The sequence below is a fragment of the Dyadobacter sp. SG02 genome, assembly GCF_900109045.1.
Lineage (GTDB): Bacteria > Bacteroidota > Bacteroidia > Cytophagales > Spirosomataceae > Dyadobacter.
Window position 1 is genome coordinate 424,553 of the sequence record NZ_FNYL01000004.1, and the last position, 25,275, is coordinate 449,827.

General features: G+C 49.2%; 28 protein-coding genes. 15 read left to right on the forward strand and 13 right to left on the reverse strand.

Features of this window, described 5'->3' with window-relative positions; all coding sequences use genetic code 11:
- Window positions 1–12: 12 nt before the first annotated feature.
- Window positions 13–990 (forward strand): bifunctional heptose 7-phosphate kinase/heptose 1-phosphate adenyltransferase, encoded by a 978-nt coding sequence (locus BMW93_RS11910; protein ID WP_090375712.1) that lies wholly within the window; start codon window positions 13–15, stop codon window positions 988–990.
- A 21-nt stretch (window positions 991–1,011) separates the two neighbouring features.
- On the opposite strand, the gene BMW93_RS11915 is transcribed toward BMW93_RS11910, so the two are convergent.
- Both BMW93_RS11915 and BMW93_RS11920 read right to left on the reverse strand, forming a co-directional pair.
- Window positions 1,012–1,956: a hypothetical protein gene (locus BMW93_RS11915; RefSeq protein WP_229240382.1), complete on the reverse strand. Its 945-nt coding sequence runs from the start codon at window positions 1,954–1,956 to the stop codon at window positions 1,012–1,014.
- A 92-nt stretch (window positions 1,957–2,048) separates the two neighbouring features.
- Entirely contained in the window at window positions 2,049–3,581 is a 1,533-nt protein-coding gene (locus tag BMW93_RS11920) for a hypothetical protein (protein WP_090375719.1), read from the reverse strand.
- Between the two features lie 55 nt (window positions 3,582–3,636).
- On the opposite strand from BMW93_RS11920, the gene BMW93_RS11925 reads away from it, so the two are divergent.
- Complete coding sequence (locus tag BMW93_RS11925) at window positions 3,637–4,632, forward strand: polysaccharide deacetylase family protein (protein ID WP_090375722.1); 996 nt, start codon at window positions 3,637–3,639, stop codon at window positions 4,630–4,632.
- 47 nt (window positions 4,633–4,679) lie between these two features.
- On the opposite strand, the gene BMW93_RS35420 is transcribed toward BMW93_RS11925, so the two are convergent.
- Both BMW93_RS35420 and lpdA read right to left on the reverse strand, forming a co-directional pair.
- Entirely contained in the window at window positions 4,680–4,838 is a 159-nt protein-coding gene (locus BMW93_RS35420; protein ID WP_177194071.1) for a hypothetical protein, read from the reverse strand.
- Between the two features lie 140 nt (window positions 4,839–4,978).
- Window positions 4,979–6,376, reverse strand: a complete 1,398-nt coding sequence (lpdA, locus tag BMW93_RS11930) for a dihydrolipoyl dehydrogenase (protein ID WP_090375725.1) — start codon at window positions 6,374–6,376, stop codon at window positions 4,979–4,981.
- Window positions 6,377–6,706: 330 nt separating this feature from the next.
- On the opposite strand from lpdA, the gene prfB reads away from it, so the two are divergent.
- The 6 genes from prfB to BMW93_RS11960 all read left to right on the forward strand — a co-directional run bounded on the left by prfB (window position 6,707) and on the right by BMW93_RS11960 (window position 11,103).
- Window positions 6,707–7,781, forward strand: a protein-coding gene (gene prfB, locus BMW93_RS11935) for a peptide chain release factor 2 (protein WP_143061641.1) whose coding sequence is annotated in 2 segments (ribosomal slippage) — window positions 6,707–6,766 and window positions 6,768–7,781 — 1,074 coding nt in all. Because the reading frame shifts where the segments join, the coding sequence is not laid out codon by codon here.
- 98 nt (window positions 7,782–7,879) lie between these two features.
- Window positions 7,880–8,086 (forward strand): DUF2281 domain-containing protein, encoded by a 207-nt coding sequence (locus BMW93_RS11940; RefSeq protein ID WP_090376265.1) that lies wholly within the window; start codon window positions 7,880–7,882, stop codon window positions 8,084–8,086.
- Window positions 8,086–8,469: a type II toxin-antitoxin system VapC family toxin gene (locus BMW93_RS11945; RefSeq protein ID WP_090375728.1), complete on the forward strand. Its 384-nt coding sequence runs from the start codon at window positions 8,086–8,088 to the stop codon at window positions 8,467–8,469. The genes BMW93_RS11940 and BMW93_RS11945 overlap by 1 nt, the downstream gene beginning before the upstream one ends.
- 3 nt (window positions 8,470–8,472) lie before the next feature.
- A complete protein-coding gene (locus BMW93_RS11950) occupies window positions 8,473–9,255 on the forward strand; it encodes an alpha/beta fold hydrolase (protein WP_090375731.1) in 783 nt (260 codons plus the stop codon).
- 24 nt (window positions 9,256–9,279) lie between these two features.
- On the forward strand, window positions 9,280–10,575 hold the full coding sequence (locus BMW93_RS11955; RefSeq protein ID WP_090375734.1) for an MFS transporter: 1,296 nt from the start codon (window positions 9,280–9,282) through the stop codon (window positions 10,573–10,575).
- Between the two features lie 93 nt (window positions 10,576–10,668).
- Entirely contained in the window at window positions 10,669–11,103 is a 435-nt protein-coding gene (locus BMW93_RS11960) for a DoxX family protein (protein ID WP_090375737.1), read from the forward strand.
- Here the strand turns inward: BMW93_RS11960 and BMW93_RS11965 are convergent, their stop codons facing one another.
- From BMW93_RS11965 to BMW93_RS11985, 5 genes are all read right to left on the reverse strand, one after another.
- Window positions 11,104–11,979 carry an AraC family transcriptional regulator gene (locus BMW93_RS11965; protein WP_090375740.1) on the reverse strand — a complete coding sequence of 292 codons (876 nt, stop codon included), beginning with the start codon at window positions 11,977–11,979 and terminating at the stop codon, window positions 11,104–11,106.
- Between the two features lie 151 nt (window positions 11,980–12,130).
- The gene (locus tag BMW93_RS11970; protein WP_090375743.1) at window positions 12,131–12,454 is read right to left on the reverse strand and encodes an RNA polymerase sigma factor; all 324 of its coding nucleotides are present in this window, start codon (window positions 12,452–12,454) and stop codon (window positions 12,131–12,133) included.
- Window positions 12,455–12,485: 31 nt separating this feature from the next.
- On the reverse strand, window positions 12,486–13,466 hold the full coding sequence (locus BMW93_RS11975) for a dihydrodipicolinate synthase family protein (RefSeq protein ID WP_090375746.1): 981 nt from the start codon (window positions 13,464–13,466) through the stop codon (window positions 12,486–12,488).
- A 67-nt stretch (window positions 13,467–13,533) separates the two neighbouring features.
- Window positions 13,534–15,117 (reverse strand): sodium:solute symporter, encoded by a 1,584-nt coding sequence (locus BMW93_RS11980; RefSeq protein WP_090375749.1) that lies wholly within the window; start codon window positions 15,115–15,117, stop codon window positions 13,534–13,536.
- 126 nt (window positions 15,118–15,243) lie between these two features.
- Window positions 15,244–15,930 (reverse strand): VTT domain-containing protein, encoded by a 687-nt coding sequence (locus BMW93_RS11985; RefSeq protein WP_229240383.1) that lies wholly within the window; start codon window positions 15,928–15,930, stop codon window positions 15,244–15,246.
- 101 nt (window positions 15,931–16,031) lie between these two features.
- Between BMW93_RS11985 and BMW93_RS11990 the strand changes: the two genes are divergently transcribed.
- The 3 genes from BMW93_RS11990 (at window position 16,032) to crcB (ending at window position 18,025) form a co-directional block, all read left to right on the forward strand.
- Window positions 16,032–17,177, forward strand: a complete 1,146-nt coding sequence (locus tag BMW93_RS11990) for a cystathionine gamma-synthase (protein WP_090375755.1) — start codon at window positions 16,032–16,034, stop codon at window positions 17,175–17,177.
- A gap of 80 nt (window positions 17,178–17,257) precedes the next feature.
- On the forward strand, window positions 17,258–17,614 hold the full coding sequence (locus tag BMW93_RS11995) for a DUF3127 domain-containing protein (protein WP_090375760.1): 357 nt from the start codon (window positions 17,258–17,260) through the stop codon (window positions 17,612–17,614).
- Window positions 17,615–17,641: 27 nt separating this feature from the next.
- Window positions 17,642–18,025 carry a fluoride efflux transporter CrcB gene (gene crcB / locus BMW93_RS12000; RefSeq protein WP_090375764.1) on the forward strand — a complete coding sequence of 128 codons (384 nt, stop codon included), beginning with the start codon at window positions 17,642–17,644 and terminating at the stop codon, window positions 18,023–18,025.
- 6 nt (window positions 18,026–18,031) lie between these two features.
- Here the strand turns inward: crcB and BMW93_RS12005 are convergent, their stop codons facing one another.
- Window positions 18,032–18,685 carry a helix-turn-helix domain-containing protein gene (locus BMW93_RS12005; protein ID WP_090375767.1) on the reverse strand — a complete coding sequence of 218 codons (654 nt, stop codon included), beginning with the start codon at window positions 18,683–18,685 and terminating at the stop codon, window positions 18,032–18,034.
- Window positions 18,686–18,875: 190 nt separating this feature from the next.
- Complete coding sequence (locus tag BMW93_RS12010; RefSeq protein WP_013927448.1) at window positions 18,876–19,097, reverse strand: DUF2795 domain-containing protein; 222 nt, start codon at window positions 19,095–19,097, stop codon at window positions 18,876–18,878.
- A 240-nt stretch (window positions 19,098–19,337) separates the two neighbouring features.
- On the opposite strand from BMW93_RS12010, the gene BMW93_RS12015 reads away from it, so the two are divergent.
- The 4 genes from BMW93_RS12015 (at window position 19,338) to BMW93_RS12030 (ending at window position 23,658) form a co-directional block, all read left to right on the forward strand.
- Window positions 19,338–20,069 carry a copper homeostasis protein CutC gene (locus BMW93_RS12015; protein ID WP_090375771.1) on the forward strand — a complete coding sequence of 244 codons (732 nt, stop codon included), beginning with the start codon at window positions 19,338–19,340 and terminating at the stop codon, window positions 20,067–20,069.
- Window positions 20,070–20,106: 37 nt separating this feature from the next.
- Window positions 20,107–22,563, forward strand: coding sequence for a penicillin acylase family protein (locus BMW93_RS12020; protein ID WP_090375774.1), 2,457 nt, complete (start codon window positions 20,107–20,109; stop codon window positions 22,561–22,563).
- A 10-nt stretch (window positions 22,564–22,573) separates the two neighbouring features.
- Window positions 22,574–22,939, forward strand: coding sequence for a hypothetical protein (locus BMW93_RS12025; RefSeq protein WP_090375777.1), 366 nt, complete (start codon window positions 22,574–22,576; stop codon window positions 22,937–22,939).
- A gap of 98 nt (window positions 22,940–23,037) precedes the next feature.
- A complete protein-coding gene (locus BMW93_RS12030) occupies window positions 23,038–23,658 on the forward strand; it encodes an OmpH family outer membrane protein (protein WP_090376267.1) in 621 nt (206 codons plus the stop codon).
- Window positions 23,659–23,738: 80 nt separating this feature from the next.
- Here BMW93_RS12030 and BMW93_RS12035 read toward each other — a convergent pair whose 3' ends face one another.
- Together BMW93_RS12035 and BMW93_RS12040 are read right to left on the reverse strand one after the other, a co-directional pair.
- Window positions 23,739–24,320, reverse strand: a complete 582-nt coding sequence (locus BMW93_RS12035; RefSeq protein WP_090375780.1) for a Uma2 family endonuclease — start codon at window positions 24,318–24,320, stop codon at window positions 23,739–23,741.
- A 127-nt stretch (window positions 24,321–24,447) separates the two neighbouring features.
- A complete protein-coding gene (locus BMW93_RS12040) occupies window positions 24,448–25,200 on the reverse strand; it encodes a succinate dehydrogenase/fumarate reductase iron-sulfur subunit (protein WP_218147687.1) in 753 nt (250 codons plus the stop codon).
- Window positions 25,201–25,275 lie beyond the last annotated feature (75 nt).

The following is a 25,275-nucleotide window of genomic DNA, read 5'->3' on the forward strand; positions in this document are numbered from 1 at the left end:
GCACATAATTACATGACAATCGATCAGGTTTTTGAAGCATTTGATACCCTTCGTGTACTGGTAATCGGCGATGTGATGCTCGATTCCTATGTTTGGGGAAAAGTTGAAAGAATATCTCCGGAAGCGCCCGTACCGGTGGTCAATGTTCAAAAAAGGGAATACCGGCTGGGCGGCGCAGGCAATGTGCTGCTGAATGTACAATCACTTGGTGCAGAAGCAATTATCTGCTCCGTAATTGGTACCGACGCCCCTGGTGACCTCCTCGAAAACAGCCTGAAAGAGAAAGAACTGAACTGCGAAGGCCTGATCCGCAGCGACGACCGCATTACGACCATTAAGGAACGCATTATCGCCGGCTCCCAGCAGGTTGTGCGCATCGACACTGAAACCGACAAACCGGTTTCCAAAGCAGAAACCGAAGCGCTCGTCGCGAAAGCCAAGGAACTGATCCCTTCCTGCCAGGTCATTATTTTTGAAGATTATGACAAAGGCGTGCTCACGCCCGAGTCCATCGCCGAAATCACCGCATTTGCCAACGCACATAACGTACCGACCGTTGTCGATCCCAAAAAGCGCAATTTTTTGGCCTATAACCACGTCACGCTTTTCAAACCCAACCTGAAAGAGCTCCGCGAAGGTTTAAAAGTGGATTTTAATGTGGATAACCTTGACGAACTGAAAGCGACGGTTCAGCATTTGAAAGATTCACTCCAAGCAAAAGGCGCATTGATCACTTTGTCGGAAAGGGGCGTTTTCATTGATTTTAATAATGAAACCCACAAGCTTCCGGCACACATCCGCCAGATCGCCGACGTTTCCGGCGCAGGTGATACCGTCATCAGCATTGCCGCCTGCTGTGTGGCATTGGGCCTTCCACCTAAAAGCGTGGCAGCCATTTCAAATCTCGGCGGCGGACTGGTTTGTGAGATGGTCGGTGTGGTGCCTATTGACAAGGCATTGTTGAAATCGGAAGCACAAAAACTGGTTTAGCATCCATTTGGTGAATGCGCATTACCAGTTAATACCCCCTTCACCAAGCCCCATTCTCCGTGTAAATCTGGAAGATAATCGCGACCGGCTCGTGATGTAGCGCACGCTCGCACCTATGTAAGGCGTGGTTGCGGGTGTGTACGAGGTAAGGTTTTCACGGGCGCTATTGAATGTGCGCAATTGCCGGAATGTAGTCACACCCGCTTCCACCGATACATTCAGCACCGAGAACAGGTGCGCATTGGCCGCAACACCCGTTTTGATCTGGCGGTAATTTTCGCGCCGCAATGCTTTCTCCTCCGGCGTCTGCACCTGGAACCCACCGCTGTATCCACTCAGTCCTGCCAGGAAATCCACATTGAACCATTTTGTAGCCTTATAGTTCGCATTCACCATGAATGGCAGCAATGCCGAAACGCGCCAGTGTTTACCTAATCCTTTATTTACCCCAAATACGGGGATGAACCGCAGCTTCTGGTTATAAGCCAGCACCGATCCATACATGAACTGGGTACGAAGCCCCAAAACGTGCATCCTCGCCGCCCCGCCCCAGAAAAATGGCTGCGGGCTGAAAAACGTCTCGTTACTCTCCGTCATCCCCAATCCACCGCCATAAACCCAAAGCCGGTCCTTAATGCTAGCCTGCAAACGGATCACACCGAGCGATAACGTCTTATAGCCGTTGGATGGATCATTCTTACCATCGAATGTGGGTTGAATCTGCGTGTATTGCGCAATGGCAACTGTGTGGACGGCCCGTAAATCAAACTTTTTCCGCAAACTGTAACCGAGCTGCACCTCGCTCTGCAAGGGGATTATCCCGAAAAATCCGGTCCTCGAAACGCCGTAATCCCGCGTACCATCCAGGTTCGAAGGCACAGTGTAATCAGCTTTGAGGGTCAGATTAGGGTAAAAAAGGCGGCTTAGGGAAAAGTGCTGGGCCTGTGCGGGGATAATCGTGCACATTAGCAGACAGGTTAACAGGTTGCGCGAGTTAGCCATGCGGGAAGTTAGGGGGATGCGTTAAATGTTGGCACATAACGCGGAAACGGGCTGGGCTATTGTCCGCGGACGCTGCGGCGGAATTTTTCATAGCTCATTTCCAGCGGAACGTCATGTGTCATACCATGCGGGCAAATCACCTTTTCGACCGGTAATGCTTCCCTGTCTACCATTTCACATAATTTTTTTGCCCAGGACGAGGCATTTTGCTCTCCCGGTTGCGCGCCGCCCAGGTAGCCGTTAACATAAATAACTTTTTGATTACTCAAATAATAACACACCTGCCATTGGTCGTATTCCGGATTTGGGTTAGCATTGAGGATAATTGCCCGGCAGCCGTCCTTTTCAAAACCTGTTTCGAAAGGATGCAGGGTTCCGTTTGAAAGCCGGGTACGCCATGTAGAGTCCTCTTTTGGATTATATCTACGCAATTTATCTTCCGACAAAAAACCCAACCCTTTCGGAAAATATAGCTTCGTCTCCGGATCAAATAGTCCGGAAAGCGCGGTGAGAGACGAAATCGCCTCTGCTCCGAAAATGTTCCGGATGCTCTTCCCGGGGAACTTCTCGGCAAATGCTCGCCTCATTTTATCAATAATTACTTCGTTATAAATGAATCCGGTGAAAAGATCGACGGCCTGATCATTTGTCCAAACCAGCGTGCGGTTGTTCCCGAAGTGCTGTCCTGTCAACTCCATGATAAATAAGCCATTACCGACATTCGTAAAATTAAATCCGGCTTTCTCTTCCGGTGTGGCCTCGCGGACAAAGATGGAATCGGGGAATGGCTCATTAATATTGCTCCAAGCCAAATTGTACCTGACTGTCATCCCGAAACTCGTACTTGTTTCTTCCCCAGCGGACGGCAGCAGCATGCGGGAAACCTTTTTGTAGTCTCTGAAAACATGAATGTCTTTGTAATGCACCGGTCCCTCCCCGATCAGCGGATCGGTATCAACGCGCGGGATGACGATCTGCGACAAGAGCTGGCTTTCTTTCCCGATCATTACGTCGATCCATTCTCCGGCTACCTTTACCTGTATAATATGCTGCTCCTCATTCTCCATAGCAGCCGATCCCGTATAATGGAGTTCGACTGTATCGGTCGCCATGTATTGAAGCATTACAACCGGGTTTTTGAGCAAAACTCCGGCCATTTTACTACCATCGAGCTCCGTCACGGTTCGGCTCGTATCCGAAGCACTCGCTATACCCGTTGTTATGCTAACAGCCCTTTTTAAACTCAAATCGGCGAGAGAAACTTCTACAACCCTTTCGTACATGGCTACCAATTCCTGATCGAAGGTTTCGTTCGCACGCTTCATTTCGGTGGCCATTTGCTCTTTAACCGAATCGGGAGCGGCACTAATGATCGATTCAATCAGGTCGGGCATCGGGCTGCGAAGCGTGTTCTTTAAAGCAATGGTGCCCGGCCGGTCGAAAGTGGTAATGAGTTTAAAACTATTAAGCTTTTTACCCCCGGTTGTCGTCAAAAGAGACTTCCTGACAATCTCCTTCGGCGACACATTTTGCCCAAACAAATGCCCGGAACAAAAAACAAGTAAAAACGCTAGTACATAGCTCTTCATGAGTGGTATAGCTTGTTGAATGATGCAATGGCAAACATAATCAAATAATGATATCATGAAGAAAGTGCTACTGGTACTAATGACAATGTTCTGCGGCAACGTTTTCGCCCAAACGGAGCCCACATATGCCGAAAAACTCGGTTATCCCAAAGGTAAAAAGGTGCTCATCATCCACGTCGACGATGTAGGAATGTCCTACGAATCCAACCAGGGTGCGATCAAAGCCATTCGCGAAGGCGTTGCGAATTCGCTGAGCGTGATGATGCCCTGCGGCTGGGTTCCCGGATTTGTGCATTACTGGAAGGAGAATAAGGACATCGACGCCGGCCTGCATTTGACGATGACCTCCGAATGGAAGGATTACCGCTGGGGACCACTGGCCGGCAAAACCAATGTGAAAGGCCTCACCGACACGGAAGGCGCATTGTGGCGGAGTGTAGCGGATGTGGTCAAAAACGCGTCGCCCGACGAGGTCGAAACTGAAATACGCGCGCAACTCGAACGCGCACGCACGATGGGCCTCGAACCCACGCACCTGGACTCTCATATGGGTACATTATTCGCGACGCCGGAATTTTTGGAGCGGTATTTAAAAGTAGGAATGCAGGAAAAGATCCCGGTAATGTTCCCCGGCGGGCACAATACAGCCATTCAGGGCGAGGAGAAAATGATTGCGGAAAGATTTGAAATGACCCAGAAAGTAGGCAAACAACTTTGGGCAGCAGGATTGCCCGTTCTCGACGACCTCGAAAACAGCAGCTACGGCTGGAAAGGCCCGGAAAACGGTGACAAGTCCGAAAAAGCATTACAGAAATACAAAACTGCCAAATACATCGAGGCTATCGGCAAGCTGAAACCCGGCCTCACGATGGTGATCATGCATTGCACCATCCATACCGAAGTTTTCCCACACATCTCCGACTCCTGGCCAACCCGCGAAGGCGATTTCCTGGCCATGATTGATCCTGAGTTGCGGAAGTATATCGAGAAGGAAGGGATTGTGCTGACGACCTGGCGGGAGGCAATGCAGCGGCGGCAGAAGGTGAAGTGACCGCTAAAACGAAACGACCATGGACCATGGTTGCCGATGGTATGGGGTTAATGGTCGTTTTGCTCCTCCCAAATACAGCTAATGTCCATCGAAAGCTTGCTTTTGTTTTTAGGATTCGAACGATAGAGCTTGCCTGCAACGTCGTTCAAGCGAATAAATGCTTCCACATTTTCAGAATATGAAGTGGTCAATGCGTTTGCAGACATAGGAAGTTGAGCAGTGTTTATGAATTAAATTTAACCCCAATATTCTTAAACCCCAAAACAAACAATGCCCGGAAAAACTCCCGGGCATTGCCATTATCAATATTCCGACAGCCGAAAGCAGACGCCGAAGTCTTAGGATCTTACAAATCAATCGCCTCACCGTAAGCCGCCTCGGTAGCACCTTTCAATGCTTCCGACATCGTTGGGTGCGGGTGGATCGCACGCATGATTTCGTGAGAAGTAGTTTCCAGCTTGCGCGCCACTACTACTTCTGCGATCATTTCGGTTACGTTCGCGCCGATCATGTGGGCTCCGAGGAATTCGCCGTATTTCGCATCGAAAATTACTTTTACGAAACCGTCGGTAACACCCGCTCCTACCGCCTTACCAGACGCTTTGAATGGGAATTTTCCTACTTTGATATCGTAACCTGCTTCTTTCGCCTTTTTCTCGGTGAAACCTACCGATGCGATCTCAGGCTGGCAGTATGTACATCCGGGGATGTTGCCGTAATCCAACGCTTCGGTTTTGTGACCTGCGATTTTCTCGGCACAGATAATACCTTCGGCAGTTGCCACGTGTGCCAATGCCTGGCCAGGCGTACAGTCACCGATCGCGTAGAAGCCGGGAACGTTGGTTTCATACCATTCGTTAACGACAATTTTACCTTTATCGGTTTTGATGCCCGTTTCTTCCAGACCGATGTTTTCGATATTCGCAACGATACCTGCTGCTGAAAGCACTACGTCAACCTCGAAAGTCTTCTCGCCCTCCGGTGTTTTAACGGTCACTTTGCAGCCTTTGCCGCTGGTATCCACTTTCTCAACCGAAGAGTTGACCAAAGTTTCAATACCGATTTTTTTGTATTGCTTCGCGATCTCTTTAGAAATCTCTTCGTCTTCAACCGGAACCAGGTTAGGGAGGAATTCCACGACGGTAACCTTGGTTCCCATTGAGTTATAGACATAAGCAAACTCCATTCCAATCGCGCCCGAGCCGATTACCAGCAGGGAAGCAGGCTGTTTTTCCAGGCTCATCGCCTTGCGGTATTCGATGATCTTCTGTCCGTCGAGCTTAATGTTCGGCAATTCGCGTGCGCGTGCACCGGTTGCGATGATTACGCCTTTTGAAGCGCTGTAATCGGTTTTTTTGCCATCCTTGTCAGTCACCTCAATCGTTTTCTGGCCCTTTACTTTAGCGGCACCCATGATGACGTCGATCTTGTTCTTTTTCATCAGGAACGACACCCCTTTGCTCATCGTATCGGCCACGCCGCGGCTGCGTTTAATCACTCCACCGAAATCCGCCGAATATTCAGTCGCATTAATACCGTAATCTTTTGCATGCTTGATATACTCGAAAACCTGAGCACTTTTCAGCAAAGCTTTTGTCGGGATACAACCCCAGTTAAGGCAAATGCCTCCTAAACTTTCTTTTTCAACAATAGCAACTTTAAGTCCTAATTGGGAAGCACGAATGGCTGCGGGATAACCCCCGGGGCCGCTACCAATTACAATCACATCATATGTTTGAGCCATTTTCCGGTATTTTTATTGTACGAAATGGGTTGACAAAATTTTGACGCAAAGTTAAGACGATTTGCCAGAATGCCTACATCTTAAATCCCGCCTATTTAAGTGAAACAGACCGTTATGGTTAATTGTTCTACCTTTGTGAAAGATGAGTTTCTATTATAATCGGAACGGTTTAAGCGCAATGTCACCCTGAGCGAAGTCGAAGGGTAAATGCAACATCGCACAAGCCCTTCGACTTCGCTCAGGGTGACAATACCGCAACTACCAGGGCGACAGGAACATAATCCACCCATTAACAGTAAAGTATTTTTCAACTTAAATTCAAAAAATTCAATGACTGCAGAGCAATTGAAAGACTTGAAAGCCCGTGTAGAGGCTTTGGGGAGGTATCTTTGACTACGCTAACCGAAAACAACAGCTAGGACAACTTGAACAGCAGACTGTTCAACCCGAATTCTGGAACGATTCGACACGTGCGGAAAAGGTGATGAGAGAAATCCGCGGTCTGAAATTCTGGACCAACGGATACGAAGAACTCGCCCGCCTGCGCGACGATCTGGACACGATATGGGAATTTTATGAAGCCGACGAGGCCACCGAAGAAGAGGTGGACGAAGAAGGCAAAAAGCTCGCCGACAAACTGGACGAAATCGAGTTCAGGAAAATGATGGGAGAAGAAGGCGACGAACTGCCTGCCGTGATCGAAATCAATGCAGGAGCGGGTGGTACCGAGTCGCAGGACTGGGCTTCGATGCTCATGCGGATGTACATCATGTGGGCTGAAAAGAATGGTTATAAGGTTCGCCAGGTGGATTTGCAGGATGGCGATGTGGCCGGGGTGAAATCCGTAACACTCGAAATCGATGGGGAATATGCCTATGGTAACCTGAAATCGGAGAACGGCGTACACCGCCTCGTCCGCATTTCTCCATTCGACTCGAATGCGCGCCGGCATACCTCGTTCACCTCCGTGTATGTGTACCCGCTCGCGGACGACAACATCGAGATCGAGGTCAACCTCGCCGACATTACCTGGGATACCTACCGCTCAGGCGGCGCCGGAGGACAGAACGTAAACAAAGTAGAAACCGCGGTACGTTTGCACCACAAACCTTCGGGTATCATCATCGCCTGCCAGCAGGAACGTTCGCAGCTGATGAACAAAGAAGTGGCGATCCGTTTGCTGAAATCGCGTCTCTACCAGATCGAGCTCGAAAAGCGCAACTCGGCCCGCGCCGAAGTGGAAGCCTCCAAACGCAAGATCGAATGGGGCTCACAGATCCGCAGCTACGTCCTCGACGACCGCCGCGTCAAAGACCACCGCACCGATTACCAGACTTCGAATACCGAAGCGGTATTGAACGGCGATATCAACGGGTTCATCAAGGCGTATTTGATGGAAGCGTAAAATTAATCAAAAGGACCTCTCAAACGGGCTGTTTCAATGAGCAGGGCGTTTGGAGGTCTTTTTGTTTTGTCGTAACTTACTCATATAAAGCAATGATTATGAGCGATACCGAACTATTAAAGAAGGTTTCTGAATTACCGGAAAACCTGAAAGAGGAAGTAGATAATTTCATAGATTTCCTGCTTCAAAAACATGGAGAAGCGGATTCTGAGAAAAAGCCACTACAATTCGGGATGATGAAAGGCACATTTGTAATGTCTGATGATTTCGACGAACCGTTGGACGACTTCAAAGAATATATGTAATGAAATACATTCTTGACACACACACCTTAATCTGGTTTTTGGAAGGCAACGAGAGCTTATCAAAGGGTGCCAAAATCATAATCGAAGAAACTGAAAGTAAGAAATATGTGAGCATCGCATCGATTTGGGAGATTGCGATTAAAGTGAGTTTAGGGAAACTCAAACTTGCTAAGCCACTTGAAACGTTCCTGTTCGAGCTATCACAGACCGACATTGCCATCTTACCCATCAAACTCACTCATACCATCCGGCTAAGCAAGCTCGACTTTTTCCACAAAGATCCTTTCGATCGGCTTATTATTGCCCAAAGCATAGAAGAGAATTTTGAAGTACTTACCCGAGACCCTAACTTTCCTTTCTATGATATCGCAACCCGCTGGTAAAATTTGATTTCCCCACTCCCATATACCAAACTCGGCTCCGGCCCGAACATTCTCCTCGCATTCCACGGAATAGGACAAGATGGCATCGCATGCTTTTCGGCCGTCGAAAATTCCCTGGATAAACATTACACCCTCTACACATTTGACCTGCCATTTCACGGCCAGCACCGCGATGCCCCATTCGAAGTCATTTTAAAAGCCGAATGGAAACAAAGCATTCAGCATTTCCTCAAAGAAAACAACATCACCCGCTTCGACATTACCGGTTTCAGTATCGGTGGCCGTTTCGCATTGGCGACGCTGGAAGCATTCCCTGAATTTATCGATAATGCCTTCCTAATTGCTCCCGACGGCGTTTCCGAACATCCCATGTATGCACTCGCGACGCGCATTCCGCCCGCGCGATGGATTTATGGGTGGCTAATGCGACATCCGGGCGTGTTTTTTCCTGGCGTTCGCATTGCGCAGACTTTGAAATTGGCCAGCAAAAGTCTGGTAAGGTTTACACAGCAGGTTTTGAATACGCCTGAGAAACGGCAGACGATTTACCGTTCATGGGTCGCATTTCGCGATTTGCGATTTGATATTCCCGCAATAGTCAAAGCCGCGAACGCCAATCAGGTAACGATTTATCTTTTTGCAGGAATTTATGATACCCTGCTCAAACCCGAAGCCGTACGAAAACTGGCCGAGCTACTTCCTGAAAAGCAATACATTGAATTAAAAAGCGGCCATACGCGTCTTGTCGAGCACGCGGCTGCATGGATTTGCACTTTATTTAAGTAAATTGGGAAGACCTAACCCCGATTTATGGAGCAAACTTTACAAAAAGACGACACTACCTGGCGCCTTAAAGCCATTATCGGCGGATCAGCCGGGAATCTCGTGGAGTGGTACGACTGGTACGCCTATTCGGCATTCTCCCTCTATTTTGCCAATACTTTTTTTCCCGATTCCAATCCGACGGTCCAGCTGATCAATACGGCAGGCATTTTCGCGGTAGGTTTTCTCATGCGTCCTATCGGTGGATATGTTTTTGGAAAACTGGCGGATAATCGTGGCCGGAAAGTGGCGATGACCGTGTCGGTGCTGTTGATGTCGCTCGGTTCGCTGCTGATCGCTTTCCTGCCGGGTTATAACAGTATAGGGATTGCCGCGCCATTGTTGCTCTTGATCGCCCGTTTGCTCCAGGGGCTCAGCGTCGGGGGCGAATATGGTACCTCCGCGACCTATCTCAGCGAAGTGGCGACGGAAGAAAAACGCGGCTTTTTTTCCAGTTTTCAATATGTAACACTCATCGGCGGGCAGCTCATTGCATTGGGTTTGCAATTGATTTTACAAAATATCTTCCTCTCCGACCAGCAAATGCACGATTGGGGCTGGCGCATTCCGTTCGTGATCGGGGCAATGCTGTCGCTGGTTGCATTATACCTGCGCGCTCACCTGAACGAAACGGAAGCTTTTCAATCCAAAGACTTGAAAGTAAAAAAAGAAGGCTCGCTGAAAGAGCTGATGAAGCATCCCAAGGCCGTTCTGGTGGTAATAGGCCTTACTTCGGGCGGTACGCTGGCATTTTACACGTACACGACTTACATGCAGAAGTTCCTGGTCAATACGGTCGGACTTACAAAATACCAATCGACAATACTGACTTTCTGTTCGCTATTCATTTTTGCCGCATTGCAGCCGGTTTTCGGTGCCCTCAGCGATCGCATCGGTCGCAGGCCATTATTAATTGGTTTCGGGGTTTTAGGAACGCTGTTCACTTTCCCGCTGCTTACCACATTGAGTCACACGACTGAAATGTGGCCGGCATTCGGGCTATTAATGGCTGCATTGATCATCGTAAGCGGCTATACCTCCATTAATGCGGTGGTGAAAGCCGAGCTGTTTCCCGTAGAGGTACGCGCATTGGGCGTGGGGCTACCCTATTCGATTGCCGTGGCGGTATTTGGCGGGACGGCCGAGTACCTGGCATTATGGGCCAAAAACCTGGGGCATGAGACCTGGTATTACTGGTATGTGACTATCTGCATTTTCATGTCACTGGTCGTCTATATCCGGATGAGGGATACCAAACACACTTCTCTGATCGAAAAACATTGATTTTAGCCCTCAAATGGCTTGGAAAAAAGCCATTTTCTCTTGACATAGTCCATTCAAAACTGTAACTTTCTTGAAACCAAAATTTGAGAAGTTATGAACATGATGGATCGAATCGAGCATTGGGGCGATACGCATCATCCGGCGTGGCTGGATATTGTTCGTATTGCTTTGGGAGTATTTTTGTTTGCGAAGGGTATCAGCTTCATCAGCGATACCACCAAGTTGTCTCACCTGATTACCGGCCTCGACTTTCATTTGTATTCCGTCACAGCCGTGCATTACGTAGCTTTTGCGCACATTTTTGGCGGATTCCTTATCGCAATGGGGTGCCTGACGAGAATTGCGTCCATCATTCAGATTCCGATCCTGCTTATTGCCGTGTTCTTCGTGAATATCCGGCTTGGATTTTCTTATCTCAATTCAGAGTTGTGGCTTTCGATGATCACGCTCATGCTGGTGGTAACGTTCGCCATCGTAGGCTCCGGACGTTTCTCGATGGACGAGTGGATGAAAAACCACGACAAATGATCAGACCATTTCGGGTGCGGCTTTATAGAGATATTTCCGCTTGTATTCCAAAGGAGTCATATCGGTAACCTTCTTGAAATGCCGGTAAAAGTTGGAAACATTGTTGAAACCGCACTCGAAACAAATCACTTCCGTTGCCATTTTATCCTCGATCAGGAACCGGCAAGCCTGGCTGATCCGGATTTCCACCAGAAAATCATTATAGGTTTTCTTGGTCATCAATTTAAAATACCTGCAAAAGGAAGTAATGCCGAGATTGGCGATCGACGCCACATCCTGCAATGAAATGTCGTTGCGGTAGTTGGAAAGTGTATAGGCGTATATTTTGTTCAAACGCAACGTTTCGGCGTCGTTGGACTTATAGAATGCGTGCGCCGAGGCGATCGTCTCATATTCACTGGCCTCCGCCAGGATTTTCAGGATCGAAAGCAATGCGATCAGCCGGTCGAGATTTTCCGCATCTACCGCAGAATGCATCAGACGGATAACTTTCTCCTTGGCTTCCCCTCGTATTAAAAGGCCTCTTTTGGCTCGCTCATACAGTTTCGGAATTTGGTAAGCCTCCGGCAGCAAAAGCAGCTCACTACCTAGGCAATTAGGTAAAAAGTGGATGATAACCACTTCCGCTGCGGTATTACTGGTACCCTCTTCTACCCGCCAGGTATGCGGCAAGTTCTCGCCCAGCAGGATAAGCTCGCCGTCGGAAAAGTTGCTGATATTATCTCCGATAAACCTTACCCCCTTTCCTTTGACCAGATAATGCAGTTCAAGCTCCGGATGGTAATGCCAAACGGTGCCAAAGCCAGAATCTTTGTCATGACGGATGCTGAACGAAGTCCTCGAGGGAATAGGGACTTTATGGAAATGAGGTTTCATTTAAATCAATGCCGGCAGGGTTTTAGGTTGGCTGCCATTGCTCAATTTAAAAGAAATTTTTTTAATAATCCATCCTGTACAATGAGTAAAATGCTAAAAAAATACTATTAAATAACGTAATACTAATATTACCCATCAATAGTTGAACCAGTTAGCTGGCGCGAAATGACTGTATACGATCCAGATACTGCTTGCGTGCAACGGGATCGCTGTATTTTTTCATCTCCCCAAAAATCTGATCTTTCAGGCTACTGAACAGGTACGACTGGAAATTACCTTCGGCCCGTAGGTCACGCCGCTCATTCCAGATTTTGTTGAAGACAGAGTTGATAACATTCTCCGCTTCCGCTTCGTCTTTCAGGAGTACGGAACAAAACTTAAATGCCGCCACATGGAAGTAAGAACGGAGTTGTGTAAATGCAGCTTCGTCGCCCTGGGTTACCCGATCCAAAATTTGCTGGTTAGGAAAAGTCATAGCTCAAAGATTAGGGTTTGGTCCGTTTGGGTTATTTCAATGGTGTTTCCAGTGCCTTTTTAAATACGCTCGGAATCCCGAGCTCGGCCTGTATGCGGTCTACCTCGTCCAGAAGCTGGTCGGCCTGTTCCTGCAACTCGTGCGTGAGCTCGCCCACGTCGCGGCGCGTGTAGGTGGAAATAGGGAAACCTCTTTTTTGCAGGCAATATTTAGCGATCGTCGGGTATGCCGAATGCACGATGTCCATCGAATCCACGAAGAACTGTTGCAGCGCCTTCACATCCTCCTGTCGTTCTGCATTGTTATAATTTTCACAGATCCAGACGATCAGTTCAGGATAAATATTCCCCTGAATGCACGACAACCCCGCTGCACCTGCATTGAGCGATGCCGCCGCATTCACCATATAGGCGTCGTACAGCCCAAAACGATAGTCGTCCGCAACCTTGATCCTGCGAACCACCTCTTCAATGTCCAGGGAGGTATCTTTATGGTAGATTACCCTGTTCGAAGGCAGTAGTTCAGCCAGCACTTCACTACTGATCAACCTTTTATAAGGCACAGGACATTCGTAAAAACCCAATGGAATATCGCCCGTGAGGCTGATCAGTTCCTTTGCCCGTTGGATAAATACTTCGTCCGTTTCGTGCTCATCTGCCAGCAATCCGGTAATTACAATCACCGCCTGCACACCGGTATCATATATACGTCTGACGAACTGCGCCTGCTCGGGAATCGGCCCGCCGAAGGTGCCTGTCGCAACCACGGGCACGCGGCCCGCCGTATGTTCTACCACTGTACGCGTTACTTTCAAGCGCTCTTCTACCGATAACTCGTACATTTCGCTTGATAGACAGTTGGCAAACAGCCCCGCAGCGCCCGCTTCGAGGTATAGGTCCGTCAATGCTTTTAACCCATCGTAATCGACCTCCCCCGTTTCGAGAAAAGGGGTAAGCATGACGGGAATGAAGCCTTGCGGCAACGACACGGTGGAAGACGTTACAGATGACATCGTGTATGATTTTATATATATGAGTAAGAAAAATCCTTCTAAATCCGACTCTCAGGCCGAACCCCGGTTACTTGCTGTGCAAAAGCACCTCTTTTTCAGCCGGTTGCTTGCGTCTCAGCCTGGTAAGCAGCACGCCGGTCAAAAAGATCGTCAGTGTTCCTACCACCATGATCATATTCTGGTGGAGCGGGTTTCGCAAATAGGAATAGGTGTCGGGCAGCTGGGTCGAGAACGTCATCCAGACGATGACCACGATCCCGATAATGGTCGCGGTAAGCGCCTCGGTGTTTTTTGTACTTTTTGAGATCATACCCAGCAGGAACAACCCGAGCATACCGCCCGCGAAAATCCCTGAAAGCATCCACCAAACGTCCAGCACGCTTTTTACCCCGATCATCGCTATACCTGTAACCATACCCAGCAAACCGAAAGCCGTAGTGGCGATGTAGAGCAGGCGCAGCGATTGCTGTGATGTAAGATCGGATTTGATATACTTTTGATAAATATCCACTGAGAAAACCGTCGCCGAAGCGTTCATTCCCGAACTGATGGTACTCATTGCAGCCGACATAATCGCGGCGATGATCAGCCCGAGCAGACCTACCGGTACTTTCGTAACCATGAAATGCGGCATTACCTTGTCGCCATAATCGGCCGGTGTGAGCGTCGCGGCGAGACTTGCGATAGCGTCCGAAGTTCCGCCAGGTAGTTTTTCAGCCGCTACCTGCATTTTAATGGTTTGCAGCAGCTCCGGATTGCCCTGGTAATAAGCAAAAAGGCACGTTCCGAGCAAGAAGAATATCAGCGACACAGGCACATACAGGTACACACAAAGCCATACCGAACCGGCGGCTTCCTTCGCAGAAGATGTGGTATGGTAGCGCTGTACGTAGTTCTGGTCCATCCCGAAATTGTTCAGGTTCATAAAAAACCCGTAAAGCAAAATCACCCAGAACGATGCCGTAGTAAAATCCGGCGCCAATGTACCCAGACTGAATTTATCACTCGCTTTTCCAACTTCGATAATGCTCGGCATCCCGCCCGATACCCCGGAAACCACCAGGTAAAGTATCACCAGCGCACCGATGGTCTTGATCACGCCCTGCACCACTTCCGTCCAGATCACCGCTTCCATTCCGCCCATGACCGTATACAAAACAATGCAAATGCCCACGACAATCATAATCGTCGACATCGGGTAACCTGTCAACGCCTGCAAGCTCAATGCAATCCCGAAGAATATCGATCCCATACGCGCGAGCTGCGTGAGCAGAAAGCAAATCACCGCATAAGTACGCGCCCACGGCCCGAAACGGTGTTCGAGGTGCGTATAGGCCGAAACTTCGCCGGTGCTTCTGTAAAAAGGAATGAAAAACTTCGTCGCTACCCAGGCCGCAAACGGCATCGACAAACTGAAAACAAAAGAACTCCAGTTGCTTCCGAATGCTTTGCCCGGCACGCCGAGGAAAGTATTGCTGCTCAAAAACGTCGCATAAATGGAAATGCCGATCGCCCAGCCGGGAATACGGCCCGAGGCTTTGGTAAACTGCTCGGCATTGGTATTCTTCCTTGAAAAGTAAACCCCTACCGCCACCATCCCTGCGAGGTAGGCAATCACAATGATCAGATCAATGAAAGGTAAGGATTTCATTCTACTTTTCGGGTATTTATAACTTTACCACAAAGAAACAGGATGAAGTTGATGCTTTTGTAGCGTTTTGTAGCCAGTTATTGTACGATATTATCAAAGCGTGTTATGAATTTGTAAATAACGTACTTAGGATTCTACCATACTCTTGTCTTTGAAGAAATAGCCGATGCCGACGGTCGAGATGACGATCAAGGCAATCAGCACGATTTTGGTCGCCAGCCCTTCATTCGGATGTTCGAGCAAATAGCGGATATCCTGCGCTTCCTTACCTGCCCAAACGGCCAGAACCGTCCGTGGGATCATGCCTAATGTCCCGCCGGTAAGCACTTGTTTAAAGCGGGCACCGGCCATGGCAAAAAACAGGTTGGTAATGGCGAACGGCAGAACGGGCGATAGTTTTGCAAAAAATATCAGCCTTAACTCATTTTTGTAAAACCGGCGCAACAAAGTCCCGACTTGTGGATAGACTTGAATAAGGTAACTTCTCACAGATGCTGCGTGCAGAAAATGCGCCGATACATATATAATGGCTATCGCGCCGATGTTCAATACAAAAAGCATGGGTAGCGACGCCCAGCCGAGAAAGTAGCCGTAAACCAATGCCAGAAATGTAGGAGGCGTGAGTGCGGCGGACGAAGCCAGGGTAAGTATCGCCGTTACCCCCAGCCACCATTCCACAGGCAGCTCACGGAGGATTTTTTCGTGGTTAATAGCCCAAGCCGTCATAATAGAGGTCGTCACCAATGGCACGATCGTCATCAATATGCTTACGACGACCGGAAGTGAGAATCTTTTTGGTGTAGACGTTTCCAAGGCTAATCGGCTTTACTTTTTCTATTCGGATAACCAGTTGTTTTGACAAAAGGTTTTTGTGAACTTGCTTTTCTACATTAATATTTTGTTGCCCCTAAAAAATGAAATTCGCAACCAAAGCCATACACGCCGGCATCGAGCCCGACCCAAGTACCGGCGCCATTATGACGCCTATTTACCAGACTTCCACCTACGTCCAGGAAAGTCCCGGCAAGCACAAAGGCTACGAATACGCCCGCAGCAGCAACCCCACCCGCACCGCATTGCAAACCGCATTGGCAGCGCTTGAAAACGGCAAACACGGCATTTGCTACGCCTCCGGCCTCGCCGCCACCGATGCAGTCCTGAAACTTTTCAAACCCGGCGACGAAATCATCGCGCCCAGCGACATTTACGGCGGTACCTATCGGCTCATGAAACGCATTTTCGAGCCGCTGGGATTGGTTTTCAAGTTTGTGGACATCGAAGAAGTGGGCCAAATCGATAGATTAATTTCAGAAAGGACACGAATGGTATGGCTGGAAACGCCTACCAACCCGTTACTGAAAATCATAGATATCGGGCAAATCACCCGCATTTGCCAGGAACGCAATGTCCTCACCTGCGTGGACAACACGTTTGCATCCCCTTACCTGCAAAACCCGCTCGATCTTGGCGCGGACATCGTCATGCATTCCGTCACAAAATACCTCGGCGGCCATTCCGACACCGTTATGGGCGCTTTGATCACCAGCAACGACGAGCTGGCCAGCCGATTAAAGTTTATTCAGAATGCCACCGGAGCGGTACCGGGGCCGCAGGACTGTTTTTTGGTATTGAGAGGCGTGAAAACGTTGCATATCAGAATGCAGCGCCATTGCGAGAATGCAGGTCAGGTGGCCATTTGGCTCGCAGCGCATCCGAAAGTCGGGAAGGTGTATTATCCCGGCTTACCCGATCATCCCGGGCACGACCTGGCCGCAAGGCAAATGCGCGGCTTCGGCGGTGTGGTATCTTTTGAATTGAAAGACGACAGTTATGAAAAGGCCGTCCGCACCATGGAAAACCTGGAAGTGTTCGCGTTAGGCGAATCGCTTGGCGGGGTAGAGTCACTTTGCACGCACCCCGCGAGCATGTCGCACGGGGGCATGCCGCGCGAAGAGCGATTGAAAATAGGTTTGAAGGACACATTGATACGTCTTAGCGTGGGCATCGAGGATGTCGAGGATCTCATCGCCGATCTTGACCAGGCCATCGGCACCGATTAGCATTCAGCATTGCAATCGACCGTCAAAAATCTTACTTTTGGAACCATTTTTGAAACGACACTAAAAAAACATAATTATCAATGGAAGTATCAGGAACAGTCATTTCTCTGTTGCCGGAAGTTACCGGCCAGGGAAAAAACGGAATGTGGCGCAAGCAGGAATTCATTCTTGAAATACCTTCTCAATACCCTAAAAAGGTGTGTATTTCACTTTGGGGTGACAAAATTGACCAGGCTAAGCTGCAAATAAACGACTCGGTAACGGCTTCTATCGACGTGGAGAGCCGCGAGTACAACTCCCGCTGGTACACTGAGGTACGCGCATGGAAAGTTGAGAAAGCAGGCGCGAGCGGTGGTAATGCCAGCTTCAATGCAGGCGGCGCACCACTTCCCCCGGTAACCACTTTCACCGAAGAATCGGACGATCTGCCGTTCTAACAACGATTAACCCACGGACCAGCCGCAATGAACAACCTGATCATCGTTTTTATAGGAGGCGGATTAGGCAGCTTGGCGCGTTACGGAATCGGAAGGGCTTTCGCGCAATGGCCGTCAATTTTCCCGTTCGGAACATTGACGGCCAATATTCTGGCCTGCCTCATCCTCGGCACATTTGGCGGATGGGCCACCTTCAAAACGCCCGATCTGGTAGCCGCTTCAAGGCTTTTTGTAGTAGTTGGTATCTGCGGCGGGTTCAGTACTTTTTCCAGTTTCAGCAACGAAACCATTCAGCTCTTCATCAACGACCGCTGGGTGGAAGCTTCCCTCAACATTATCATCAGCATGATAGCATGTTTCGCAGCTACATTTTTCGGAATGTGGTTGGGAAAATCCTTTCTGGCAATATAACTGCTGTTAATTCGACTGATAAGCCATCGACATCGTAAACTTGTCGATCATCTCGTGCGGATGCACTTCCAGTATCCGGGCCAGCACCATCACTACCAATGTATTGGAAGCAATTTTGCGGGGAATGCCGGCGACTGTTGCGAACAAATCCACCGTCACGGATTCCTTTTCGTCGAGCAGTTTCATCAGTTTTTCTTCCTTGTCGCCATACTGAAAACTAATGTCCCGCTCGCCACGGCCCCGGCGCATGATTTCTTTCATTTCGCGGCTGGCCTGGATGGATTTGTCCTCCACGCGGATGTACGCCTGGCGCGCACCCGTGTCGTCCACCACATAATGCGGCTTGTCGATGCTGCGCGGAATCGTGAGCACGAGCACATCACGGTCGGACGTGATCGCCACGCGCTCCTTTTTGAAACTGATTTTGGGGAAAATGTACTTGTCGATGGCGCGTGAGAGGGTGTATTCGTCCTCATCGGCATCTTTAAGGCCCTTGATAGTTTTGTCGTCACCCACTCCGACCAGCAGCTTACCGCCACCTGAATTTGCGAAAGCAACCACTTCGCGGACGATCTTCTCGGGGTGATTGGATTTCAGTTTGAATTCCAGATGTTCCCCCTCACCTTTCTTAACCAGCTCTTTCAACAATCGAAGCTCCATCGGGTTGGAATGGATAAATTATGAGTTATGACTAAATCACTTTCGGTAACTTACCTCGTCCTCCTCATTTGTTAACGCTAACAATTTACATTCCTTTTGTCAGATTTAAAAAATTTTGGGGACTGAGTTACGTAAAAAATGCGGACCATATATCATAAAAAAAACGGCACCGATAGAGTGCCGTTTTCGTCTAGTATTCGTCTTCGTTGAAAAAGAAATCGTCTTTGGTGGGATAGTCGGGCCAAATCTCCTCAATGCTTTCATAAGGCTGACCGTCATCTTCTAGCTCCTGAAGGTTTTCAACTACTTCTAACGGAGCGCCTGTTCTGATTGCAAAGTCAATTAGCTCGTCTTTGGTAGCTGGCCAGGGAGCATCTTCAAGGTACGATGCGAGTTCGAGAGTCCAGTACATAATATTTTCGCCTATTAATGGTTACTTTACTTTTCTGCAAAAGTAAAAAATTTGATATCTTTTAAAAGCTTAAAGCAAAAAAAAACAAAAATAATTGCGAGGTGACAAATTTAATTTCCTGATAATTAATAACCCATTGATAATCAAATGATAATGTCGCTATCACAAAGTTTGTAACCACGACATTTCCCCTCTCCCCGAAAAACCCTTAATTTCCCTCACCATTACAAATACCAAATTATGACTATTGAAATTTGCGCCTATTCGCTGGAATCCTGTATCAATGCGCAGGCCGGTGGAGCGGGCAGGATTGAACTATGCGGCGGACTTGGCGAAGGCGGTACCACGCCTAGCGCCGGACTTATAGAAATCGTAAGAAAAAACGTTGATATTCAGCTATATGTGATGATCCGGCCGAGGGGCGGGGATTTCGTCTATGATTTTTTCGAAGAGGAAATCATGCGAAAAGATATCGATCTGGCCAAAAAACTGGGGGCCAATGGCGTCGTACTCGGCATTCTCACACCGGATGGTAACGTGGATGTGACGCGTACCAAGGCCCTCGTCGATTATGCGGCCCCGCTAAAAGTCACTTTTCACCGTGCATTCGACCTCACGCCCGATCCGATGAAAGCGCTGAAAGACATTATCGCTACCGGTGCCGAGCGTATCCTCACATCCGGTCAGAAACCTTCGGCCGTTCAGGCAACGGAATTGCTCGCCAGGCTCTCCAAAGAAGCCGATGGAAAAATAGAGATCATGGCTGGCGGTGGAGTAAACCACCACAATGCGGCTGAATTGAAAGCTGCCGGCGTACATGCTTTGCATTTAACCGCCAAAAAATTCCGGCCGGCGCGTCAAAAGTTCTTCCAGGAGGGCATTTCAATGGCCGGGGAAATTCCGGATGAAAAGTCGGTCATGTACTCGGACCTGGAACTGGTCGAGGCCATGGTGCAAGCGGTTTCCGAGTAATGCCTGTTTCTTGTAAAAGCACATCAACATCCTCTCTATGAAGTTCGTAAAGGCAATTCTGTTTATCGCGATCACGGCCGGGCTCGTGTATGTGCTTGACAAGCCATGGGCACCGGCACCCGCACTGGGACCATTCCTGAGTCCTTTTTGCGGATTATGGCAAAACAGCGAGAAGGTCATCGACCCCAAAACGCGCGTAACCCTGCAACTCGACAGCCTGCGCGACGAGGTGACGATCCGCTTCGACGATTCCGGCGTGCCACACATTTTTGCCAAAAACGACTTCGACCTTTTTTATGCGCAGGGCTACATTACCGCCAAAGACCGGCTTTGGCAAATGGACCTGCAAACCCGCGCCGCTGCGGGCCGTCTTTCCGAAATACTCGGCACGGCCACGCTGGCTCTGGATCAACAAAGCCGCAGGCTTGGAATGGGCTATGGTGCAGAAGCCAACCTGAAAGTGGCCATGACCGATCCCCGCTCGCGGGAAGCTTTGCTCGGCTACACGGCCGGTGTGAATGCATTTATCCGGCAACTTGCGCCGAAGGATTACCCTATTGAGTTCAAACTACTGGGATACAAACCCGAGCCGTGGAAGCCGATCAACACGATGTACATGCTCGAACAGATGACGCTCACGCTCGCGGGGCGCTCCAACGAGCTCGCTATGACCAATGCATTGAAAAAATACGGCCGTGAAACCATCGCAAAGCTCTTCCCCGACTATCCGATGTTGCAGGAAAGCCCGATTATCCCGTCCGGCACATCATGGGACTTCCCCAAATTATCCATTCCGAAGGCCGTCCCGCCAATGCTACCGGCCGACAGTAGTGCCTTATCGGCCCAACCTTTGACAGCATTACCTCCGAGAGCACCGAAGGAAGAAGGTATCGGCAGTAACAACTGGGCGGTGAGCGCCGAAAAATCCATTACCGGCTACCCCATCCTCGCCAACGATCCGCACCTTGAACTTTCCCTGCCGTCGATCTGGTACCAGGTGCAGCTGCATTCACCGGATTTAAACGTGTACGGCGTGTCGCTGCCAGGTATCCCGAGTGTGATTATCGGCTTCAACGAAGGTGTTGCATGGGGCGTTACCAATGTGGATGCAGATGTTTTTGATTTGTATAAAATCAAATTCAAAAATGAATACAGGAATTTCTATTGGCATGATAATCAATGGAAGCCGACACATAAACGCGAGGAGATCATCCACGTCAAAGGCCAGTTGAAACCCTACCGCGAAACCATCCTTTATACCCATCATGGCCCTGTGACCGATTCGGACGGCACGTTCGGAGATTTCCCGAACCTGGCCATTAAATGGATCGGGCATGAGCCGGGGAACAGCTTCATTACCTTTTACGAGCTCAACAAAGCCAAAACTTACGACGACTATCGCAAGGCCTTGGCCCATTATGTAGGACCCGCACAAAACTTTGTATTTGCGGATAATGAGAAGAACATCGCCATTACCGTGAACGGGAAAATGCCTTTGAAATATAAGGAACAAGGCAAATTCGTGCTCGATGGCTCTTCGCCTGCCGACGACTGGCAGGGCTGGATTCCCGCAGAACAGAACCCGTTCGTCAAAAACCCGCCGAGGGGTTTCGTAAGCAGCGCCAACCAGTCGTCCGCGGATACTACTTATCCTTATTATATCAACTGGAGTTTCGCGCCTTCCGAGCGTGGTATCCGCATTAACGAGCGCCTTCAAGCTATGACGAATGCCAATGCCGACAGCCTCAGAATGCTGCAAAACGACAATTTCAGCGTATTGGCACGCACATTACTGCCCAGGCTGCTCGCTATTCTCAAAACCCGGTCCTTAACCCCGAAGCAAAAAGCAGCCCACATCCTGCTTTCGAACTGGAACTATCAAAATTCCCCGGAATCTATCGCGGCCTCGATTTTCGAAACCTGGTTTCCATTGCTGGGCCAGGCCATCTGGAACGACGATTTCGCGTCGCCGGAAGCCCCGATGGAATATCCCTCGCGTGACCGGACCTTGTACCTGATTTTAAAGCAACCGAATGAAAAATGGTTCGATAATGTGAATACGCCCGAAAAAGAGACCCTACCCGACGTGGTTTACCAAAGTTTCAACGCCTCGCTCGACACGCTCACGTCGCGTAAGGGCGCGATGAGCCCTGAATGGCAATGGTCGAAAGTAAAAGACGCCGAAATAAGGCATTTGAGCAGAAGTATCAAGCCATTCAATGCGCCGCCGCTTGTGACTGGCGGGGGAAGCAGCATTGTGAATGCGATGACGAAGCGGAAAGGGCCTTCGTGGAGGATGGTCGTCGAGCTTGGACCTACGCCACGTGCTTATGGTATTTATCCGGGAGGGCAATCCGGGAATCCGGGTAGCCCCTATTATCTCAACTTGCTGAAAAAGTGGGAGAAGGGCGAGCTTAATGAGCTGATCTTCCTTACGTCGCCGGATCAGAAAGTGCCGCATCTGGCGTCTAGTCTTGTATTGCAAAAACGTTAACCCGGAACATATGAACTTCTTCATCATAGCCATTCTGTCGGCAGTATTGCAAATATTCATTCCTTGGTGGGTAATCGCCATCGTTCCCTTCGTGATCCTTTTTTGGCGGCCTGCCAGGGCTTCGGGTGCATTCTGGACGGGCTTCGGTGGTATTGCCGTACCGTGGCTGCTGTATGGATATTACCAGCATTTCATTTCCGACGGCGCCCTGTCCGATCGCGTCGCGAAGATATTCATGCTGCCGAATGGCATTCTGCTTTTACTCGTAACTGCCCTCGTAGGAGGTCTGGTGGGCGGTTTTTCTGGTCTCGCCGGGTATTGGGTACGGCAAATCTTCCGTCGCAATCCCCTTCCGCTATCGGGACCTGCCTCGTGAAAGTTGTGGTCTGACCGCCGTGTCGGCACTTATTCATTGTACTTAAACACAAATCCTTATCTTTGCGGCTCGTTCAAAAAACAATAAACCTTAAAAACGTGAACAACAATACTTCATTGATCTGGAACGTCGTCCTTTCGCTTGCTGTGGCGGTGTTATTCTTCCTTCATTTTTCAAGCAAATCGTCAGACGCCGGTGCAGCCGCAGATGGTGCAGTAGTGGCAGGCCGCCGCACTGTTTACGTTCAGGTGGATTCACTTCTGAAAAACTACGATTTCTTCAAGGATACCCGGAAAGAGCTTGAAAATAAGAATTTCCAGCTTGAAAACGAGCTGACTACCAAAGGACGCTCACTGCAAAATGAAGTAGCTTTCTTCCAGCAACGCGCAGCAACCATGACACCCGAGCAAGCTCGTTCAACCGAAGCTCAACTCATGAAAAAGCAACAGGACCTGGTAGCTTACCGCGATCAGTCGGCGCAGGCATTGGGCCAGGAAGAGGCTAAAAAGAACGAAGAGCTTTACAAAAACATCCGTTCGTACATCGACAAATACAACAAGGAAAACGGCTACGAGTATGTTCTCGGCTACTCCCTGGGCGGCGGCATCCTGTTCGCTAACCCTTCTCTGGACGTAACCAAGAAGATCATCGATGGCTTGAACAGCGAATATAAAAACGCGGGCAAACCGGCTGCTGCCGATACTACCAAGAAGAAGTAGTATTTCCTGAGTTTGGTATAAAAACAGCGAAGCAGACGGTCGGTTGATCGTCTGCTTCGCTGTTTTGGTATAAATTGGCTTTATATTTTGAGTTTGCTCAAATCGAATTTAAAGCCGGGAAGTACGCCCTCGCCGGACAAAGACTGGTCGAATCCATTGAGAACTTCAACATCCGCATCAGCCCGATAAATGAAAGCGGTTTGTGTAAATGGATCAATGAGCCAGGCTAACTTGCAACCATTTTCAATCCACTCTTTCTGCATCTTATTCTGAATGGTTTTCAGATCATCGTTCGTTGAAAGTAGCTCGATTACAAAGTCTGGACAGACAGGCGGGAATTTCGTTTGTTCGGCATCGGTCAAGTACTCCCATTTCTCGTTAGAAACCCACGAGGCGTCAGGAGACCTTACAGAGGTATTTGGTAGGCGGAAGGCAGTCGATGAATCAAAAACGTGCCCCACGTTTCCTGCAACGTGCCAGTGCATCAACCAATATATGATGATTGCATTCAGTTTACCCGTTTTTCCGCCAGTATTCGACATAATATAGATCGTTCCTTCGCTATCCCTCTCAATTTTGAGTTGATCATTCTCCCTGCAAAATTCATAGAATTCATCGTCGTCAAGACGCAGGGGCTTATATCTCAATTCTATCGTATCCATGTTGTTGTTTCCTTGCCTAATGCAATATAAACATTTTGAAACAGTAACAGATTCAAGGTTTTCCCATCAAAAACAAAAACAGGGCAGTCGGTTGCCCGACTGCCCTGCAATTCCATTGAGTATATCCTTAAACCGCCGAAGAAGAGAACTTCGCGCCGATGTATTCGCGGTTCATGCGGGCGATGTTTTCGAGGCTGATTTCCTTCGGGCATTCTGCAGAGCAAGCGCCGGTGTTGGTGCAGGCTCCGAAACCTTCTGCGTCCATCTGAGCGACCATTTTCTCGGCACGGATGCTGCGTTCGGCCTGTCCTTGGGGCAACAATGCCAGCTGGGAGATTTTGGCAGATACGAAAAGCATTGCGGAAGCATTTTTACATGCCGCTACGCAAGCGCCGCAACCGATACATGCTGCCGCAGCAAATGCGTCGTCGGCAGCTTCTTTTGCGATGGGCAATGCGTTTGCATCCTGTGCATTACCGGTGTTAACGGAAACGAAACCACCCGCAGAGATCACGCGGTCGAATGCATCGCGGTCTACCACGAGGTCTTTAATTACCGGGAACGCCTGCGCTCTCCATGGTTCTACCACGATGGTATCGCCGTCTTTGAACGAACGCATGTGCAGCTGGCAGGTTGTTACGCCGCGCAAAGGACCGTGCGGACGGCCATTAATATACATCGAACACATCCCGCAAATACCTTCGCGGCAGTCGTGGTCGAATGCAACAGGTTCCTTTCCTTCTTCGATGAGTTGCTCGTTGAGTACATCGAACATTTCAAGAAATGACATATCAGGAGAAACGTGATCCAGCTTGTAGTCTTCAAAACCTCCTGCCGCTTCTTTATTGCTTTGTCTCCAAACTTTCAGCGACAAACTCATATTTCCTTCCATACCTATATTCTTTATTTCTGATATAACTTTTTATCGTGACATCATCCATGCCACCGGAGGTTA

Excerpts from the sequence above, each read along its gene's own strand:
- BMW93_RS11910 (WP_090375712.1), top strand. The coding sequence starts at position 13 with ATGACAATCGATCAGGTTTTTGAAGCATTTGATACCCTTCGTGTACTG.
- BMW93_RS11915 (WP_229240382.1), bottom strand. The coding sequence starts at position 1,956 with ATGTGCACGATTATCCCCGCACAGGCCCAGCACTTTTCCCTAAGCCGC.
- BMW93_RS11920 (WP_090375719.1), bottom strand. The coding sequence starts at position 3,581 with ATGAAGAGCTATGTACTAGCGTTTTTACTTGTTTTTTGTTCCGGGCAT.
- BMW93_RS11925 (WP_090375722.1), top strand. The coding sequence starts at position 3,637 with ATGAAGAAAGTGCTACTGGTACTAATGACAATGTTCTGCGGCAACGTT.
- BMW93_RS35420 (WP_177194071.1), bottom strand. The coding sequence starts at position 4,838 with ATGTCTGCAAACGCATTGACCACTTCATATTCTGAAAATGTGGAAGCA.
- lpdA (WP_090375725.1), bottom strand. The coding sequence starts at position 6,376 with ATGGCTCAAACATATGATGTGATTGTAATTGGTAGCGGCCCCGGGGGT.
- BMW93_RS11940 (WP_090376265.1), top strand. The coding sequence starts at position 7,880 with ATGAGCGATACCGAACTATTAAAGAAGGTTTCTGAATTACCGGAAAAC.
- BMW93_RS11945 (WP_090375728.1), top strand. The coding sequence starts at position 8,086 with ATGAAATACATTCTTGACACACACACCTTAATCTGGTTTTTGGAAGGC.
- BMW93_RS11955 (WP_090375734.1), top strand. The coding sequence starts at position 9,280 with ATGGAGCAAACTTTACAAAAAGACGACACTACCTGGCGCCTTAAAGCC.
- BMW93_RS11960 (WP_090375737.1), top strand. The coding sequence starts at position 10,669 with ATGAACATGATGGATCGAATCGAGCATTGGGGCGATACGCATCATCCG.
- BMW93_RS11965 (WP_090375740.1), bottom strand. The coding sequence starts at position 11,979 with ATGAAACCTCATTTCCATAAAGTCCCTATTCCCTCGAGGACTTCGTTC.
- BMW93_RS11970 (WP_090375743.1), bottom strand. The coding sequence starts at position 12,454 with ATGACTTTTCCTAACCAGCAAATTTTGGATCGGGTAACCCAGGGCGAC.
- BMW93_RS11975 (WP_090375746.1), bottom strand. The coding sequence starts at position 13,466 with ATGTCATCTGTAACGTCTTCCACCGTGTCGTTGCCGCAAGGCTTCATT.
- BMW93_RS11980 (WP_090375749.1), bottom strand. The coding sequence starts at position 15,117 with ATGAAATCCTTACCTTTCATTGATCTGATCATTGTGATTGCCTACCTC.
- BMW93_RS11990 (WP_090375755.1), top strand. The coding sequence starts at position 16,032 with ATGAAATTCGCAACCAAAGCCATACACGCCGGCATCGAGCCCGACCCA.
- BMW93_RS11995 (WP_090375760.1), top strand. The coding sequence starts at position 17,258 with ATGGAAGTATCAGGAACAGTCATTTCTCTGTTGCCGGAAGTTACCGGC.
- crcB (WP_090375764.1), top strand. The coding sequence starts at position 17,642 with ATGAACAACCTGATCATCGTTTTTATAGGAGGCGGATTAGGCAGCTTG.
- BMW93_RS12005 (WP_090375767.1), bottom strand. The coding sequence starts at position 18,685 with ATGGAGCTTCGATTGTTGAAAGAGCTGGTTAAGAAAGGTGAGGGGGAA.
- BMW93_RS12010 (WP_013927448.1), bottom strand. The coding sequence starts at position 19,097 with ATGTACTGGACTCTCGAACTCGCATCGTACCTTGAAGATGCTCCCTGG.
- BMW93_RS12015 (WP_090375771.1), top strand. The coding sequence starts at position 19,338 with ATGACTATTGAAATTTGCGCCTATTCGCTGGAATCCTGTATCAATGCG.
- BMW93_RS12020 (WP_090375774.1), top strand. The coding sequence starts at position 20,107 with ATGAAGTTCGTAAAGGCAATTCTGTTTATCGCGATCACGGCCGGGCTC.
- BMW93_RS12025 (WP_090375777.1), top strand. The coding sequence starts at position 22,574 with ATGAACTTCTTCATCATAGCCATTCTGTCGGCAGTATTGCAAATATTC.
- BMW93_RS12035 (WP_090375780.1), bottom strand. The coding sequence starts at position 24,320 with ATGGATACGATAGAATTGAGATATAAGCCCCTGCGTCTTGACGACGAT.
- BMW93_RS12040 (WP_218147687.1), bottom strand. The coding sequence starts at position 25,200 with ATGAGTTTGTCGCTGAAAGTTTGGAGACAAAGCAATAAAGAAGCGGCA.